12 protein-coding genes are annotated in these 18589 nt (G+C 50.5%); 3 read left to right on the top strand and 9 right to left on the bottom strand.

The window, feature by feature from the left end; all coding sequences use genetic code 11:
* Positions 1-229: 229 nt before the first annotated feature.
* Positions 230-1387 (bottom strand): membrane-bound lytic murein transglycosylase MltC, encoded by a 1158-nt coding sequence (gene mltC, locus ABT56_RS01615; protein ID WP_047877498.1) that lies wholly within the window; start codon positions 1385-1387, stop codon positions 230-232.
* A 281-nt stretch (positions 1388-1668) separates the two neighbouring features.
* Here mltC and ABT56_RS01610 point away from each other — a divergent pair, with 281 nt between their 5' ends.
* Positions 1669-2730, top strand: coding sequence for a succinylglutamate desuccinylase/aspartoacylase family protein (locus ABT56_RS01610; RefSeq protein WP_047877092.1), 1062 nt, complete (start codon positions 1669-1671; stop codon positions 2728-2730).
* A 69-nt stretch (positions 2731-2799) separates the two neighbouring features.
* On the opposite strand, the gene ABT56_RS01605 is transcribed toward ABT56_RS01610, so the two are convergent.
* The 3 genes from ABT56_RS01605 to yccS form a co-directional block, all read right to left on the bottom strand.
* Complete coding sequence (locus ABT56_RS01605; RefSeq protein ID WP_047877091.1) at positions 2800-3576, bottom strand: hypothetical protein; 777 nt, start codon at positions 3574-3576, stop codon at positions 2800-2802.
* Between the two features lie 92 nt (positions 3577-3668).
* Entirely contained in the window at positions 3669-5282 is a 1614-nt protein-coding gene (locus ABT56_RS01600; protein WP_047877090.1) for a methyl-accepting chemotaxis protein, read from the bottom strand.
* A gap of 297 nt (positions 5283-5579) precedes the next feature.
* Positions 5580-7757, bottom strand: a complete 2178-nt coding sequence (gene yccS / locus ABT56_RS01595; RefSeq protein WP_047877089.1) for a YccS family putative transporter — start codon at positions 7755-7757, stop codon at positions 5580-5582.
* Positions 7758-8114: 357 nt separating this feature from the next.
* On the opposite strand from yccS, the gene helD reads away from it, so the two are divergent.
* Positions 8115-10208, top strand: a complete 2094-nt coding sequence (helD, locus tag ABT56_RS01590) for a DNA helicase IV (RefSeq protein ID WP_047877088.1) — start codon at positions 8115-8117, stop codon at positions 10206-10208.
* Positions 10209-10263: 55 nt separating this feature from the next.
* Here the strand turns inward: helD and ABT56_RS01585 are convergent, their stop codons facing one another.
* From ABT56_RS01585 to torT, 3 genes are all read right to left on the bottom strand, one after another.
* Positions 10264-11250, bottom strand: coding sequence for a zinc-binding dehydrogenase (locus tag ABT56_RS01585; RefSeq protein WP_047877087.1), 987 nt, complete (start codon positions 11248-11250; stop codon positions 10264-10266).
* A gap of 152 nt (positions 11251-11402) precedes the next feature.
* The gene (locus tag ABT56_RS01580; RefSeq protein ID WP_047877086.1) at positions 11403-11861 is read right to left on the bottom strand and encodes a methylglyoxal synthase; all 459 of its coding nucleotides are present in this window, start codon (positions 11859-11861) and stop codon (positions 11403-11405) included.
* Positions 11862-12004: 143 nt separating this feature from the next.
* Positions 12005-13072, bottom strand: a complete 1068-nt coding sequence (torT, locus tag ABT56_RS01575; protein WP_047877085.1) for a TMAO reductase system periplasmic protein TorT — start codon at positions 13070-13072, stop codon at positions 12005-12007.
* Between the two features lie 132 nt (positions 13073-13204).
* On the opposite strand from torT, the gene torS reads away from it, so the two are divergent.
* Positions 13205-16153 (top strand): TMAO reductase system sensor histidine kinase/response regulator TorS, encoded by a 2949-nt coding sequence (gene torS / locus ABT56_RS01570; protein WP_047877084.1) that lies wholly within the window; start codon positions 13205-13207, stop codon positions 16151-16153.
* 90 nt (positions 16154-16243) lie between these two features.
* On the opposite strand, the gene ABT56_RS01565 is transcribed toward torS, so the two are convergent.
* Entirely contained in the window at positions 16244-17551 is a 1308-nt protein-coding gene (locus ABT56_RS01565; protein WP_047877083.1) for a rhodanese-like domain-containing protein, read from the bottom strand.
* Between the two features lie 79 nt (positions 17552-17630).
* Positions 17631-18479, bottom strand: a complete 849-nt coding sequence (locus tag ABT56_RS01560; RefSeq protein ID WP_047877082.1) for a TPR end-of-group domain-containing protein — start codon at positions 18477-18479, stop codon at positions 17631-17633.
* Positions 18480-18589 lie beyond the last annotated feature (110 nt).

Genomic DNA, 18589 nt, shown 5'->3' with positions numbered 1-18589 from the left:
TAGAGGGGCGGATTCTAGCGGTTCTTGTTGGTAAGTTGAACTTAAATTTGTGCTTGTGGCGATAACTTACGCCAAGTTGTGGGTGATTCATGGCGTAATGTTTCTGTTTTAAGGGGATTGTTGAATTAATGTAGCAGCTGCTTCTGGTAGAAGAAGAGCTGCTAAAGATGACGCGGTTGGCAAAGGTGGTGTTCAGATCCCACCTTTGCCAGACTACAACCTGAAATGGCTATAGTTTGCCGTTGTTGAAGTCCTTTTGGAAATAAAGCACTTTTTGCAGGTAGCGTCGGGCTTCTGCTTTCGGGTGTTTAGTGGTCAGAGCATCGTAGACCTGAGTCGGCTTCAGACTGTTCAGTTTTGTCATGGCGCGTTTGCGATCAGAGTCAAAGGTGCTTAATACGCCCCCTGTACCACCGTTGTAGGCCGACACCATACTGAAATGCAAGGATGTTGGATTCTTAACTTCCCGCAGGTAGCGGTTTTTCAAAATATAGAAATAGGCCGCACCGGTATCGATATTGTTTGCCGGATCAAATAGGTAGTCTTTTGTCGGAATTCCCGGTTTGTTTTTAACGAGTTTAAAGACATCGGCCCCTGCGGTTTTTGGGATCACCTGCATCAAGCCGTAGGCGCCGGCATGGCTGACAGCATAAGGGTTGAAGCTACTTTCGGTCTTGATTATCGAGTAGAGTAAATCTTCTGGTAGATCGTAGCGTTTTGCCGCGTCACGGATTAAGTGGGCATACTGGTATTCACGCTGGCTAAGGTGATCCTTTGCCATGTTGATTTCAACATAGTAGGCCGTTCCACGTTTGAGTGCTTTTTTCTGAAGCTTGTTCTCAATCAGGTACTCGGCATAGCGGTTGGCACGCCATTGCCACTCTATTGGTTTGCCATCTTGATCTAAAACCTGGCCAAGTAGGAAGGGTTTTCCATTCAGTACCGCTTCTTTGTCACTGAAGAGCTCTGCATGCTGTGGATCGGCAGGCATTAGCAAGGTTTGTACGATACCGTGCTGGAGTTTTTCCATCGGCAGGTTACGGGCAATGGTGGAAACATAAATCTTGCCGGTATCGAAGTCGATATGGGCGCGAGTTTTATAGCCATCAAGGTATTTTACGTAACGGTGCTTGCCGGCCTCGAGGTATTCGTCATCCCCCCATTGCTTTTTAACGTGCTGGGCGAGAAGGACAAACAGCTTGTTGAGGTTTTCGTTCTGGGTGTTAGATGAGCCAGTGGACGGTGGTGGGATAACCACTGCTGGTGGCAAAGTAACCACAGGCGGGCGGTTAACCGTGCTGCAATCGCATGGCGGCGGCGGTGGCGGCGGAGCGATGGAACATGCCGTTAGCAACAAGCTGACGAACAAAAGCGGTATAGTTTTCATAATGAACCAGAAAGTGCTGCGTGAGTAAACCATGAATGGGTGCGGTTTTGCTGATAGCACTGATAATAAGAGATGCGTTTAAGCGTTAGAAACCAATGTTTTCATGGTGACGATGAGAGTATTTTATTGTTTTTAATAATTTAATCAATACGTTGTGGAAAATCGTGGCTTTCTGGTTTAACTCACGTTAGTGACTGTGATTTTGTGATGTAGGTTGGGTTTTGGCAACGTTTTTTTTCATACCCTGCGAACCAATAGAACGATGACAAAAGGATTTTTACATGCCTAAGAAATCAATGAATGTCGATTTTGAGCTAGGCGGTGTGACGGTTAGTCCGGGTGAACGCAAAAGCTGCGAGCTTGAGATTGCCCGTTTGTACACTCACTCGCCATTATCGGTAACGGTGGAAATCCTTCACGGCAAGCATCCCGGGCCGGTATTGCTGGTGAATGCAGCCATTCATGGTGATGAGCTCAACGGGATTGAAATTACCCGTCAGGTGATTGACAAGATTGATCTTAAGAAGCTGCATGGCACTGTGGTTGCTGTGCCGGTGGTTAACGTATTCGGCTTTATCCATAAATCACGTTATCTTCCTGATCGTCGGGATCTTAACCGTTGTTTCCCGGGATCTGAGCGTGGTTCGATTGCCGGGCGAATGGCTTATCAGTATTTCAATCAGGTTGTGCGCCGCTGTACTCATGTGGTTGATTTGCACACTGCAGCAATCTATCGCACCAATTTGCCGCAAATCCGGGCGAATTTGGAGAATCCTGCCGCTAGAGAGATGGCGATGGCATTTGGTTCGCCGGTGGTCGTTGACGCGACCCTGCGTGACGGATCGCTGCGCGCGGCCGCTGAGGAATTTGATATTCCGGTAATCACGATGGAAGCCGGTGAGGCTCTGCGCCTTGATCCTCATGCTGTTGGGGCTGGGGTTAGCGGCGTGCTGCGTGTGATGCGCCATCTCGAAATGTTGCGTACTGGCCATAGCAAGAAACTGCCTGAGCCAATGGTGCCAAGAGCAACACGCTGGGTACGAGCTGATTTTGATGGTTTGCTGCGCTCCCATGTCGCATTGGGGGCGAAAGTGTCCAAAAATCAGGTTATCGCGACAATCAGTGACCCATCCGGTAGCGCCGAGCAAAGCGTGGTCGCTCCCCAAGGGGGGATTGTGATCGGCCAGCAGACGTTGCCGTTGGTAAATGAAGGGGATGCCATTTTCCATATTGCCTTCTTTGAAGAACCGGATGATTTGGTCGAAGAGCATGTTGAATCTTATCTGGATGATGCGATCGAAGTGCTTGATGATGACCTTAAGTGGGGCATGGCTTCGTCATAATATTGGTTTGAGACCGAATACAAACGGGTAGCTTGGCTACCCGTTTTTTTATCCCAAAATCGGGGGAGGTCATCGCTTACGGTAGGCAACGACGTGTGATAGGAAGAGCTTGGAGAAGCGTTCGTTGAAACGGAAGTGATAGGGTATTTCGGCTTCTTCCAACGGTTGCCAGCCATCTTCGGTGAAATACTGGTTGATATCGTTGACGGCTTCGCTGGCCTCTTTGAGGTGTTTCTTCTGCCACTGGTAGGTATTGGCCAGAAAAACAATGCCGCCATGCCGGGTATCCTCTTTGAGGGCATCGACAATGAGAGAGGGTGATTCGCATTGGTCGATCACATTGAGGCAAATGGTTATATCAACAGGCGTTGGAATGCTGTTGTGATCATAGCGAGATTCGATGCAATGGAAGGAAACGTGCTGACAATCACGAACCAAGGGGGCAGTGTTGAGGTGGATGCTTCCTTGTCGGTGGAGGCTTTCGATAAACGGGAAATAATAGCCCTCTGCATTTAGCAGCAGTCGGCGAAAGTGGGTCATCAGTCGGTGAGAGGGTTCGACCACCCATCCCTCTTCTAGGCTAGGATAGCTGCGGGAGAGCTCGTAACTCACTCGGCCAAGTGCTGGGCCGACCTCAAGGAAACTGCGTGGAGAAGAGCCTGTTTGTGCAATGCAGCTATGGATAAAATCACATACCTGAAGGTAGAAAGGGGACTGTACGAAATTATCGGGAATCGTACGTGAAGCTGAATTTAGGAGGGTGGAATCACCCATTTCCCTGATTTTGTCTAGCCACTGTGCTTCGAAATAGGCGGCGAGGCTGCGTTTGTCACAATAGTCATCCATGAGGCATACCCGAATCTGATTGATGAGGCAGGTATACAGCAACTGCAGATGAAGGTGAAGCGAACCGCGGTGTGCGGTTCGCTTCCTGTGCCTTAGATCTTAAAACCGGCAACAATTTCTGATAGCCCGTTGGCTTTTAGCAGTAAATCATGGCGGACCGCATTGGCTGATGCCATCTCCTGATTGGTACTTTCGGCCGTGACGAGCAAGTTCTCGATGATGGTGTTCATCGATACGGTTGCTGCGAATTGTTCTTCCGTCACCACGGCAATTTGTTCGCAGTCATGATTGATGTTGCCCAGTGTTGAGAAAACGGAGTTAACATCGTTCAGGCTCTGGCTGTTCTGCTGGTGGATCTGGCTGATATTGTCATTGTTTGCCTGCAGCATTTTGACCGATAGCTGGGTATCGTTGCGCAGCGACGAAACGAGATTATCGATTTCAACGGTGCTCTTTTGGGTTCTATCGGCCAGTGCCCGCACTTCGTCGGCAACGACGGCAAACCCGCGTCCTACTTCGCCCGCTCGTGCCGCTTCGATGGCAGCATTGAGTGCCAATAGGTTGGTCTGCTCTGAAATCGCCCGAATTTCTTCGACCAGAGAGGAGATTCGGTTTGCTTGAGTTTGTAGGTGGTCAAGCTGCTGCTGGTTTTCGGCAAGGTTAACGGTCAGTAGCCCCATTTGTTCATTGACGTGGCTCATTGTTGCCGCGCAGGTTTGGGTATTTTCCTCTACATCCTGGGTATTGCTTGAGGTGGAGTTGGCCTTTTCCGCAACTTCTTCGACGCTGGTCATAATTTGCGACATAGCGGTTGCGGCTTGGCTGAGTTTGTCGGCCTGTACCGCAGTATTGCCCGATACCGTTTCCGTTGACTGGGCCATCTGGGCGCAGCTGTTGTTGAGCTCGACAGTGACTTGCTTGATTTCGGCGACCATGTGTTTCAATGCACCACCAGTTTCCAACACGCCTTTGTAGATCCCCGTTTCTTTGCCGTTTAGCTCGAAGCTTCGGTTAAGATCGCCTCTTGACAGCTGTTCGAGGATAGTCAGGATTTCTGATGGCTCATGGCCAACGATCTGCTGGTAGCGCTTCAGCGCGATGAACATCCCCACGCCGACAAAAAGGCAGGCGAACAAGGCAACAGAGAGGTTTTCGATAAGAATTTGGTAGAAAGCTTGTTCAACTTTGCGATTTTGTACACCGCTTCCCAGATACCAGCCCCAATCCGGACTTTTTACGGCAATGGATTGAACGTCGGTTGTTACGTCACCACGGGTTGTGGACCAGATGTAATGTACGACTTGGCCACTTTTCCCCTGCAGTTCAGATTTGACGGCACTAAGAGCTTGCTGGCCGACCACTGCTGCGAACTCTTGTCCGATGATTTGCGGATCAAGTGGGGCGGCGACAAAGGTCATTTGTGCATTGGTTGCCCAAATATATTCATCAGGGGCGTAGTTGTAGCTTTGCAAGACATCCATCGCATGTTGCTGGGCAACAGCCAGAGGCAGTTTGCCTTCTTGGGCTTGCTTTTCGAAGTAAGTGACGGTGGCCAGTGCATTAGTAAGAAGGTTGGTTAAGCGGTCGATGTTCTTGATTTCCATCGTGTTTTTAACGCTTTGTGCTGAAAAGAAGGCGGCACCAGTCATGATAAGCACAAACAGTAGGTAAACCTGGATATACCGTGCTGTGGTTTTGGTTTTCATTGACGCTCCGAAGGCTGATAAAAGAGAGTTAGAGGTATTGCTATGTGCTTTTTGGTTGTAAATATGCGCACATGCAATATGTATTAATGCGACCATATGCTTGAAAAATTTAATTAAATTTATTCATTGTTGTCATTAATAGATTTTAATTAATTCCTTTTGCGTATGTTTGGTGGGCGCAGTTTGAGCAGATTCCCTCTCAGGTGGTGATAAAACACTCTGTATTAAGTGTTTTTCAGTTGTCAGAAAAACAAAGGCCAACGCACTGCGTTGGCCTTTTTGTTCTCTGCTGGAAGGCTATTGCGCCGATGATGGTTGCGGACGGTTGGTACGGGCTGCCAGTTTGTTGGCTAGCGAGTGTAGTTCTGGCAGCATCCGTTGGATCAGATGGAGCTGTTGGAGCACCATTTTGGCAGAGGTACAGTCTTCGTCTCGCCATTGGGCCAAGCGCTGCTCCAGTTCACTGTCAGACTCCGGTGCTTGAGCGCACTGATTGCCATCGAGCTGAGCGGCCAGACAATCGAGATGGCTGTGGATCAGCCTATGGGCTTGAGCGACCAGATGGTGGGTATATTCATCGTCTAGTTGGGTACGGTGTGCCCCCAAGGCCGAGATATAGCCTAGCATGGCGTGGTTGATGGTTAGAAAGCGGAAGCATTCATCTGTTGCCATTCGGTAGCGACCAGGTTCCGACAGCATGTTACTGATGGCGGTACTGAGTTGGGCATCGGTATTGTGTGCTTCGCGCCGGGCAATACGATAGCTCAGGCTGTCTCTTTTGCCGATGCGGTACTGGCCGATAATTTGAGCCAGATAGTCGCGGTTGGTTTGAATGGCTGCTGCCATCACTTTGTGGAGACGTTTTGCCTGCCAGTCGGGAAGAATATAGCTAACGGCCAATACTGCCAGCAGGCAGCCTAAAAGTGTATCGCCCAGCCGAGGCAGGATCACCGCGAAGCCCTCGCCGAGCTGGTTGAAACAAAATAGAACCAGCAAGGTAATGAACATGGTTGCCAAACCGTAGTTAGCCATCCGAAAGGCAAAGAACAAGACGCCTGCCAGTACCATCAACACCAGTTGCCCTTCTTGTCCGGGAAATAGGTAGAGTAGCGGCATCCCGATGAGCAGGCCTGCCAATGTGCCGATCACGCGCTGCTTTAGGCGCTGGCGGGTCGCACTATAGTTAGGTTGGCAGACAAACAGGGTGGTCAGCAGTATCCAGAATCCCCGCTCGAGATCCAGCGCTTGGATACAGCCGTAGCCGGCAGTCAGGGCAATAGCCATGCGCAAAGCGTGGCGGAAGAGGATCGATTGCGGCGTAAATTGGCTGGCTATACGCTGCCAATGGTCTTTGATGCTGCGTGCCTCGTTGTCGGCCAGTTCGGTTTCGTTGCTGGTGGCGGCGACGTCGGGGTTGCTGACGTTGGACAGTTGCCTTTCAACAGTCGCGAGGTTGTTGAATAGGTATTCCAGCTGGCTGACATAACTACGAAGCTGCGGATTACTTTGGGTTTTAAGATACAGCAGTGATTCTTGAAGTTCATCCAGAGCGAGTACGCTTTGGGCACCGTGTTGATAGGGCTTGCCCATGGCCAGTGCGTGTGAAATTTCTCGGCAGGCATTAGCCTGACGGGCAAGGAGGCGCTGGAACCGGAACAGAACATCGCTGCGTTGGAATTCCTTGGCCAAAATTTGGTAGCGGTAATGTGACGAGCTTGCTCGTTCATGGATATCTTGGGCGAGGAAATAAATTTTGAGGAATTTGTCGCCAGTATGGTTTGGGTGGCCGCGTCGGGCACGGTGCAGCAACGTCGATTTTGCATTATTCAATGCGTTGACCACTCGGGCATTTTGACTCGCCGCAGCCAGTCGCAATGGTTGCGGGTTGAGGTTGGCAACGGGCTCAAATAACTGGCTTTTGCAATCGAGGTAGCAGGCGAATTCCGTAAACACGGCAGCAAGGCTCTGCTGAACCGGCTGATTTGGCCACAGTAAGTGCCAGGTTAGCGATAGCAGCCCGTACCAAGCGGCTCCGCCCAGTAACAGTGTCGGTTGGTACCATAGATTCGGGCTTTCTGCCGCTCCCAGCATGGTATAGACCGCCAGCAAGAGTGAGGCGAAAGCGATGCTGGCGTAACGGGCCCCCATGGCACCGAGCATGATAAAGCCGAATGTCGAGACAAACAGCCCGATGGCGAACAGCGGCGGATAGGGGAACAGCAACTCAATGGACAATGCAGCAATAAAGAAGCAGAGCAGGGTCATGAGCAGGGCTTTTATTCGGCCGCTGAAGCTGTCATCGGTTTCGGCCAAGGCAGAAGCAATGATACCAAGAACCAAGGGGGTGATTTCTGATTTGGCATCGAGATACCAGCAAGGCAGGGCGACACCAACTAAAGCGATGAATACACGAATACTGTAGTTGATACGGTCGTTGGCCCAGTAACGGCGAAGCATAAGTCGATTGGTTTGCATGATGAAAAGTCTGTTCCGAGGGGATCAACAGAAATACAGAAAATATGCGTTAGCCACCAAAGATAACAAACTCGTTACCTGTTGGATATAAAACCCTTTAAAAATGACACGTATAGGAATTTTTTAGCAGAAATTTTACGCAAAATAGGTCGTTGCCGCTATGGTCAAAATACAGTTCTTGATACTCTTTGGGCGACAGTGATTTTGATACCCAAGCCGCTTCGAGCAGCTTGTTTGAGCGAGAATGCACTTTTTGTATCCAGTTTCTCTATATGACTGGGTATATATACAGGCATGAATCTTGTATTGTTAGGCAACTTGGCTCTATACAGCGTTTAATTTTTATTTGGTGATGTGATGCGTTTGACAGCGGGGTGGTTGGCCCAGTGGCTTGCCCAAGGTGATTATTGCAGTATTGCGCTTGGTGACAACGCCCTGATTTTGGATAGTCAGCTTGAGACAGAAGAGATCCCCTTTGATGACTGGGACGGTGCGATCAATGTGCAACGGGGTGTCCTTTGGGGCAGCTTTGAGCTGACATCGGCAGATCAGAAGTATTGCTGGACGGTTCACGGCCTGCCTTGGCAGCAGTGCAAGGCTTTTGCCAATGTATTGCTTGACGCTTACCGGAGCTGGGCGCAGGGACGGGTAGAGAAACTCGATGGTCTGTTGCCAGAGATGCTGGGCCAGATTCGAACTCTGACCGAAAAAGACGCATACTTGCGAGAATCCGATCACCGGGATCTGTGCCATTATCTTGAGCAGTCGCTGGTCTCTACTGGGTTGACGAACGAATTGGCCGCATCATTCCGTCCGATGGCATTTGAGCAGATCACCCCGTGGCTGGGTGACAATAGCGAGTGGATTGATAATGCCAACCAGCTTTGGCTCGAGAAGGAAAAGGAAAAGTGGGCCTCCTGGTTCGATACGTTTGAGTCATCGCCACTGAATACCTCCCAGCGGGAATCTATTTTGCTCAATCAGGATCATAATCTGGTGCTTGCCGGTGCAGGTAGCGGTAAGACCAGCGTACTTGTGGCTCGCGCCGGTTATCTGTTATCGAGCCAGACGGCTCAACCCGAGCAGATCCTGATGTTGGCGTTTGGTCGAAAAGCGGCGCAGGAAATGAGCGAGCGGATGGCTGAAAAAGTGAGCCGTCAAATCAAGGTGGCAACGTTCCATAGCCTTGGCACCCAGATTATTAAAGCGGTTGAGGGCGAAATGCCCAGCGTATCGCCATTGACCTTGGATGAAAAGGCCCGGGCTGATTGGATTGCTACCGTGTTGACTGAGCAGTGGAGCAATGAAGCATCGGCCAAGCGTTGGCAGCGGCATTTGTCCCAGTGGCGGATCCCCGGCGTTAAAACCGATAACTCGCAGGAAAAACAGGCCCGTAACGAACAACTGGCCAGTTGGGTATGGCGACATATTGAATTGATCGGGCAGCGGGGCGGCAATAAGTTGCAATTAGTTGCCAGTATTGAGAGCTACCATCTGGATACGGCAAAGGCTCGGATGAAGAGCGAACTCGCGTTGCTTTGGCCGTGTTACCGAGCGTATGAACAGCATCTCAAAGCCAGTAAGCATATCGATTTCAATTCGATGATCCAGCGAGCGACCGAGTACGTGAGGGAGAATAAATTCGTATCGCCGTGGCGCTTCGTGATGGTCGACGAATATCAGGATATCTCACCGCATCGTTTGGCATTGATAGAGGCATTATGTCGAGATGGCAAGGATGGGGTGCGCCCGACTTTGTTTGCCGTGGGTGATGATTGGCAGGCGATATACCGTTTCGCCGGTGCGGATTTGAATTTGACGACGGGCTTTGAACAGCGGTTCGGCGCTTGTCATATCACCGAGCTAGACACGACTTACCGTTTCAACAGTATGATTGGTGAGGTTGCCAATCACTTTATTCAGCAAAACCCGGCACAGTTACCGAAAACGCTTAATAGCTTCAAAAAACAAAAGCGCAAAGCCGTTACTTTGTTGTGTCAGGATTTAATCGATCAAGAGTTGGCGCAGTTGGCGGCACAGGTAAAGGATTCGTCGACAACGCTATTGTTGGGGCGTAATAACAACCAGCGACCAGAGAAACTCAAGCAGTGGCAGGATAAATGGCCACAGTTGGGTTTAACGTTTATGACTTGCCATGCCAGCAAGGGACGCGAAGCAGATTACGTGTTTATATTGGACGTAAACCGTGGTGTCTTCCCTGCGCCTGATCGTGATACAGGGCTGGCTGCGGCCTTGCAGGCTAAAACGGAATCATACGCCGATGCCGAGGAGCGCCGTTTGTTTTATGTCGCTTTGACGCGTGCCAAGCAGCATGTATGGGTGTGTGCTGATCCTGAGAAGACCTCGCCGTTTGTCAATGAGCTCATCGATGAGGCGTACCCGGTTATGAATAAGATTAAGCGAGTTAAGAGCAAGGCCAAGGCAAAATAAACGACCTTGGTAACGCTACCACCCAAGCCCAGCCCTGTTTATTGGCTGGGCTTTTTTATTCTTCTTTTATGCTGCTGACAATTTTGCCGCTGTGGGTCCCGGCCTTGAGAATTCGCAATCCCTCGGTTAACTGCGCAAAAGGGAGTACCTGTTCGACCATCGGGTCGAGGCGGCCTTCGCTGACTAACGTTGCCAGTTGGTTGCCGATATCGGCGAGGTGCTGAATATGCTCGATGTGTCCGTGGGCATAGGTGCCGTGCAATGCGACCTCGTGGATGCTGATGGCTTTGGTTGAAGCAAGCAGGGGAACCTGATTGAACTGGTCGGCAACCATTACGATATGGCCGTTGTAGCGGATTAAGGCACTAAGAATACTGCCGGATTTGGCCGACACACAGTCGATGGCGGCGTCGACCAATTTGTCCTCAGTCAGTTCGATAAGGCGCATTGCCGGATTATCGCGTTCGGGATCGATGACCGCGTCGGCCCCGTAGCGCCGAAGCCGTTCATGGTGTTGCTGGTGGGCAATCGCATAGACGGTCGCCCCGGCTAATTTTGCCAACTGGACCGCATAGCCACCGACACCACCTCCTGCGCCGGTGATCGCTATGCTTTGTCCTGCGGTTACCCTCAGTTTGTCGTACAGGGCTATCCAGGCCGAATAGCCTGCGCAAGGAAGGGCGGCAGCATCGGTGAAGCTGACATTATCCGGGAGGCGGCTGACGGCGTAGGCTTTGGCAACGGCATATTCGGCAAATCCACCGGCATAGCGGGGATCGACAAAGACCATGACCCGGTCTCCGGGGTGGAAATGTTTGACATCTTTGCCGACGAACGAGACGGTGCCTGCGACATCCAGCCCGATAATCTGCGGATAGTGCCAGGTGGCATACCCCCAGTGAGCGAGTTTGTAATCGATGGGATTTAGACCAACGGCATGGACGCGGATACAGATTTCATCTGCTGCTGGTGTTGGCTTGGCAGCCTTGCTCAGAGAGAGGCTGTCTATGCCCTCTGCTTGTGTCAGTTTCCATGCTTTCATTATCGCCACCGAGTAAATTATCGTTATTTTTAGATAACTATATACCCAAGTTGCGATTTATACCCAAGTGGTAAGGGGAAGGGAATGTTGCATTGTTGGATTCTGGACAACCTAACCCCCTGCGCGGTGGCTTGGGGGCTAGGTTCTTTCTGTCAGCCTAAACGTTCTTTGATATAGGCGTCATAATCGGGGATTTCGATTTCCACCTCTTCATCGAGCATCGGAGATGAAATCATAAAATTGGCACTGGCACGGTTGGTGGCTACCGGTATATTCCATACCGCTGAGATCCGCAGTAGGGCCTTGACATCAGGATCGTGCGGAACGGCATTGAGTGGATCCCAGAAGAAGATCATCATGTCGATATTGCCTTCGGAGATCTGAGCACCAAGCTGTTGGTCGCCCCCCATTGGGCCGCTTAGTAGGCAATTGACTTCAAGGCCAGAGGCCTTGGCGATCATATGACCGGTAGTTCCTGTGGCATACAGAATATGGCCTGCCAGTTTTTCCTTGTGTTCCATTACCCATCGTAACAGTTGCTGCTTGCAGTTGTCGTGGGCAACAAGGGCGATATGTTTGGCCTTAACCATAGTACGAGTTGTTGCGTGCATGTCATGCTCCAAAAAGGTGAGAACGAAGCTGGCTATATCAAACCAGAGCCGCAGCATGATGTACAAAGGAAAATGGTGAAACTTGTAAGTAAGTCACCCCATTTCATTTGCTTAGGTTAAACAATCAACATGGTTTGTACGTATTACGGGCGGGGCGGCGCCGGTACGTTGAATACAGGACGAAACTCCGCCGGAGAGAGCGATTCCATAATCACGTTGTCGGGCAGGTGTGTCGGGGTCAGGCCTTCAACAATAGGGGCCAGTTCCAACTCGATCGGTTTATGTTCCAAGTAGCGAACGGCCTGATCGACAGACAACATTGCCTGCTGAGCCATTTTGTCGGTAGGGGCAAACAGGATTTTGTTGCGTAGCAATCCACGGTATACGCCATGACTGAGATAGGTCGAGACGAGCTTAATGTCGTTGCTCTTGCCATTGGTGCGCAATTCGCTGATAGCCACTTCTGCCGCCACGGCTCCGCCAACGATGTAATCAATATGGTGGCCGCTGGTGAACAGTTGCTGGATAAGATTGCGTTGCAGTTCTTTGCTGTTGTCGGCCCAGAGTTTGGTGACGACATTGATATCACTATCGGCAATGGCATCCATGAAGCCTTGGACAACCGGTTTTGTCCCACCGCGTTTTAGCGGGCCTGGCAGTAGCGCAATATTGACGATGCCACTGCCCCTTGGATGACGCTTGGCAAGATACTCGCCAGCGGCCTGACCCATGTAATACCAGTCTATGCCTACTCGGGCAATGATCTTCTTGGCGCTGTCGGCCGTGGATGTATCCAGTTCATTGATCGTCGCGAATACCGGGATATTACCGGTAAGCTCAGTGAGCTGGTTTTCATAGGCATGGCTATCCACAGTGCCGAGGATAATGGCGTCTGCTCCCCATTCTCGGCAATCGGTCAGTTGTGCTTTTTGTTTTGCAAGGTTGGGGTAGCCGCCTGCCTCAAGGACTTTGAGCTGAACCCCTAGTTTGCGGGCGTGCTCGACCATTCCATAGTCAATGGAGAGCCAGTAGGAGTCTTTGAGGTGGGGATAAACAGTACAGAGTTTCCACGGCTTTGTTGCATGGCTCAGGGGCTGATAATTTATTTTTTCCATGCTCTGGCCGGGTTTGCCTGCTAATACGTCGATGGCCTGTACCGGCTGGGTGACGCTGGCGCAAAGCAGCAAAGGGAGGAGCCATTTATTTATCATGTTCAATCTGTACTGATTCGCCTGCTTAAGGCTGGGTGAAAATATGGTGTTTGGGTATAATACCATTTTTTGCGTCTATCAGGCTGTTTTCTCTTTATATATAGCTAAAGCCTGCACGATGGTTGATAAATTATGACGTTTACCCCCAGTGGAATTGGCCAAAAGCTGCTGATTGCCTTCTCGATGATGGCCGGTTTGATGATTATCGCGGTTGTGATTGGCGTTGCAGGTTTTTCGTTGGTTGCCAAAACCGAGCGCAATGTGATCAATTCGGCAGTACCTGCCCTGGTTGAGGCTCGGCAGCTGTCGGATCTTAGCTCCCGTATTATTTTCAATGCCCAGGTTTTGGCAAAGTCCAAGGACGAGCAGGAGCGTGAACGGCAAGGTAAGTCACTGACGATTCATATTCAGGCTCTGCACAGCAGCCTTAAATCACTTGAGCGGTACTCCTTTAAGCCGGCATTGGTTAAGCAGTTGACCAAAGATGTTGAAAACATCATTAATAATTTGGCCATGCTCGGTATTTTGGTTGGGCGAAAATTAGAGTTGACCGATAAGGTTGAGTCAATGAATGAGCAGATGACATCGGCGACGATGCAGATTGACTCACTGTCGCAATCGCAGGTTTCCAACGCCAATACTATTGCGGTGGCGAATGTGTCACGCATTTATGACTTGGTTGAGAAGGGCAATACCAGTGCGGTGTTCAAGGCCCTTGATAGCTTGGTTGAAGTGGACATGGATTTGAGCGAGCGCTTGTTCGAGCTTCGTTTTCTGTCATTGCAAGTGATCAACATGCTGGATGACAGTATCCAGATAAACCGAATTGATGAACTTCATAATTTAAAAAAGCGCTATACCTATGCGGTGACCGTGATCCAGCAACGGGTCAAGTCGGTTGAGGATCCGAGTCGTTCGGCGCAATTGGTTGAATTGGGCGAGGTACTCAACCAAAGCGGGGACTTTTTCCATAAGTTGGAGGCATTGATCCATGCGCGGCAGGACGTTGAGCGGATGGAACAACAGAACTTGGTGATGTTCCAGCAACTGAATCAGACAGTGGATGAAATTATCCAAGCTGCCAACCTTGGTACCCAGCAGGCCGTGACGCAGGTTGATCAAACACTGACCGTAGCCCGTAATAGCCTGATTGCGATTTCTGCATTGGGGATGATCGCTTTGGTGCTGATCATGTGGCGTTTCGTCTACGCGAGGGTTATTCGCAGGATTAACGACTACAGTCAGGCGCTGATGTCGCTGGCAAGAGGGGATTTGGAAATTCGCCTAATTTCTCATGGCGACGATGAACTGGCACAGATGGGGCGGGCGATCATGGTGGCTCGCGACACCGCCTATGAGCGTCACCGCTTGGCACAGGTTGAATCGAAAATCCGTTCAGAGTTGCAACAGCATAAGACCAGTCTTGAACGCTTGGTCGCAGAACGTACCAGCCAGTTGAAAGAGGCTAACAGCCAACTGAACCAAGAGGTGAAAAAGCACGCAGAGGCGCGTACTGAAGCCGAGCGAGCCAACCGCGCCAAGTCTGCCTTCCTGGCGACAATGAGTCATGAAATTAGGACGCCAATGAATGGGGTATTGGGTACAGCTTCGCTGCTGGCCGATACTGGTCTGAACAAGCAGCAGGCTGAGTACCTTGCGGTGATTAACCGTAGTGGCGAAACGCTGCTTGATATCCTCAATGATGTTTTGGATTATTCGAAAATTGAAGCTGGGCATTTGGATATTCGCCCTTCCAATTTCTCGTTGCGTGAGTTGGTCCAGGATGTCTACAGCTTGTTGAATAATCGGGCCGCCACCAAGGGAATTGCCTTGGTCACTGAAATTGACGAGCAACTGGAGGAGTTCTGGGTAGGTGATGCGACCCGTATTCGCCAGATACTTGTGAATTTAGTGGGTAACGCAATCAAGTTTACCAATGAGGGCCAAGTCAGTGTCTGGGTATCCTCTTCCCCGTTGCATCCTGGACGCTTGGATTTTCAGGTTGAAGATACTGGCATCGGTATTCCGTACGATGAGCAGGACAGTATGTTCGATGCTTTCCAGCAGTCTAGCGATGGCCGCCAGACCATGGGCGGAACCGGGCTTGGCCTGGCGATTAGCCGACGAATTGTGGAAGCAATGGGCGGTGAGATTGGGCTGGACTCTACGCCGGGTGAAGGGAGCTGTTTCTGGTTCAGTCTGAACTTGGCCTCTGGTGAATGCGAAGTCGCCGCCGAAGCCGTGGCTCAAGATGACATTCCTTCGGCCTGTGTGTTACTGGTCGAAGATAATCCGGTTAATAGCTTGGTTGCTGAGGGCTTTTTGCGTCGTCTGGGCCATCGGGTCATAGTGGCAGAGGATGGCGCGCAGGCCAAGGTCGTGTTTGCTGAGCAGCGTTTTGATGTGGCCTTGTTGGATATTAACTTGCCAGATACCGATGGGGTGACCTTGCTTGGGGACCTCAAGCAGATAGAACGGGATAGCTCAACATCCCATGAGACCCCGATGGTGGCATTTTCGGCCCATGTCTTTAATGAAGAGGTGGAGCTTTACCTCAATGCGGGATTCTCTGGTTTCTTGCCGAAACCGCTGGTGGAGCATCAGTTGGTTGATACCATAGCCAAGGTTCTGGCTGGGCGAGAAAGGGTGAATCTATCATGCCTTGCGTGTGGTGATGAGAACGTCGATTTGGAACAAGCTATTGATAATGCGGAGCAGAAAGTGGTGAATAGTGATATGCCGATTTTGGATGAAAAGGTGCTGGGCAGTGATTTGCAGGTACTGGGTGCGGAACTGGTCAATAAGATGATCGGTCTGTTCAGCGACTCGTCGGCAGACACGATGGCGAAGTTGCTCCCGGCGATTGAGGAAGTGCAGTTGGCTGATGTTGCCAACTTGGCACATACCCTGAAGGGGGCTGCGGGTACAATGGGGTTGACGAGACTTCATCAGGTTTGTCAGGCATTTGAGAAATCAGCCAAAGAGGGTGATATTGGCGATCTTTCCGTTGAGCAGCTGGAGTCTGTCTATCGTGCGTCAATTGAGGCCCTGAACCAGTCTTTTGGTGGTTCAGACGCATAGACACGAAGAGGTTATATATTCGGTAAAAAGGCTGCGTTAATCGCAGCCTTTTTTATATCTCACACTCAAGTAGAGGATGTACAGTATGGGTTAGCGAGTATGATGCGTTGAGATTGGCGCATTAGGGATCTCGCCGTGTTCTACTGGGTTGGCAGGGTCTCCGCTCCATTCAAACCAGCCGCCATCAAATACGCTGATGTGCTTCCAGCCCATGACATGGGCATAAAAGAAGACTTCAGAGGCTCGCCAGCCGGTGCCACAATAAAATGAGACATTTTGGTTTTTATGGATATTCCAATCTTTCCAGAATTTGGTGATCAAATCTTCGCTGATCATGGTGTCGTCCGGATTGCGGAAGTCTTCTAGGCTGTAGGCATCAGAGCCTGCGTGTCCCCATTTTGAACCGCTTATGCGACCTTTGGGATCGATATATTTATATCCGCTGGTTTCGCCGATGTATTCGGCCCAACTGCGGATGCTGACCAGTGACTGGTTATCCTGATCAGCCAGAATCTCTTTGGCTCCCTGTATATCAATAATATATTCCGGATGAGCCGGGATCGGGCGCCCGAAATCGACAGGCTCGGTGCTGTTCAGCAAGGCTTGGGTTGGGTAGCCAGCATTGATCCAAGATTTCCACCCACCATTGAGCAGGCGAACATCTTCGACGCCAGCGTACATCATGATATTGGCTGCTCGTGCTGCTGCGGTATTGTCACGACCGTACAGGATCACGGTGGTGTCGTGGCTAATGCCTAGCTCACGCAGTAATTCGCCGAGTTGATCGTTATCAACGTGATTCCACCATGGCTCTGACTCAATATTGTTTGTATTGAGATACAAGGCTGTCGGTATGTGTGAGGCGAGGTATTTTGCTGGTGGCCCCCATGCGACTTCCACGACTTTGAACCCTTTGGCGGGGGCGTGGCTTACGGATTGGCCTTCAATAAGCTGATGTAACCAGCTGGCCGGAACCAGTTGTTGGTAGTTCTCGAGGGCAGCCAGTTTGTCAGGGTACTGTTCAACCGGCTGGGTGATCACCTCGACATCATATTTGCCGAGTGCATTGAGCTGAGATTTTAAGGCTGCAGCTTTGGTGGTGCTGCAGTAAAGGGTTGTTCGTTGCTTGAAATCAATGCCACGGCTTTCGAGCTCGCTTCGTACGACTTGCGGTCGGAGTGTGCTGAGCCAGTCGCTATCGAAATTGATCGCTCCTGGGATATGCCCACCCTTGTGCTGTCCGGCCTCTGGCCAGCCGTTGTAATAATTGCTCGAGCGGCAGTCAATGATCTGTCGGTCGGGTTGTTTATCGGCGACTAACTGATCAAAGGTAGCCGCCGAAAGTTTGGGAGTAAAGGCGATTGCAGTACAAAAAGCTGCATTTAGTAGTGTTTTCATTTGATTACTAGCTTATGTGATTATTGCACGGCATTGTATATCACTTGCATATCTTTTCCTTGATTTAAATGTGTAATGCCTATAGTTGTTCGTTTTGGGTGATTAGCGCTTCGAAACGGTCATTACCCCATAGTGATTCGAAGTCGTTCTCTTCGGCGGCTAGCTCTCTTAGCGAGGCACTGCCTGCAATCGCTTGTTCAAGATCATTGATGGCTAACTCTTCAGAGCCTAAACAGGCATAGGCACAGGCGCGTTGGTAGAGGGCATGAGCGTTATTGACATCCAGTTCAAGGACTCGGTTGCAGAGGCTCAGTGACCAATGGAACTCGCGGATTTCCATTGCCGCATCGGCTTTGTAGGTCAGTGCTTCTAAATCACCGGGGCGGATTTTTAATATTTCATCGTACACTTCGATCCGCTGCTCTGGGGTTTGCAGGCTCTGCGAACGTAGCCAAAGGTTGTGGATTTCGTTAATCGTTTCAATTTCGCGGTTATTTTGGGCGATGATCCGGGTCTTGCGCTTGAGGTCTTGTTCTAGTTGGCGGAATTTACTTTCGTATTGATCGGTAATTTCCTGGAGCTGTTGGTCTGCCATTTTTTTTGTGTTGTCACGCAGTTCACGCAATGACTGCCAGCCAATTAGGGCAAAAAGCGAGGCAGCACCGGCAATTAAGTAGAAGAAGTAGGTGACGGTGACATTGGCATAATTCATTGATTTGTCGGCGACCGACAGTTCTCGGTCGGTGATTACGACTGTCATTCTGCGTTCGAGATCTTGCTGTTCTGTTCGCAGGGCTTTGAGTTCGTCGAGGACATAGCGCTCCATCAGGGGCCTGTCGAACATATCCATTCGGCTGTATGGTGGTTCTTCGGCGACAAGTTGCAAGGGGAGCAGGACAATGAGTAGGGTGAGCAGGCGTTTGAACATGGCATCATCCTTATTGACAAGTCAATTATGGTTACCCATTAAGAGATAGCAGAAGAAAAGGCATTGCACGAAGAACAAGTGTTATTTGGTTGGGTTGAACGATGGCAAGA

Source organism: Photobacterium aquae (assembly GCF_001029445.1).
Lineage (GTDB): Bacteria > Pseudomonadota > Gammaproteobacteria > Enterobacterales > Vibrionaceae > Photobacterium > Photobacterium aquae.
The sequence above is the reverse complement of the archived record's forward strand: the minus strand, read 5'-3'. Positions and strand labels throughout refer to the sequence as shown.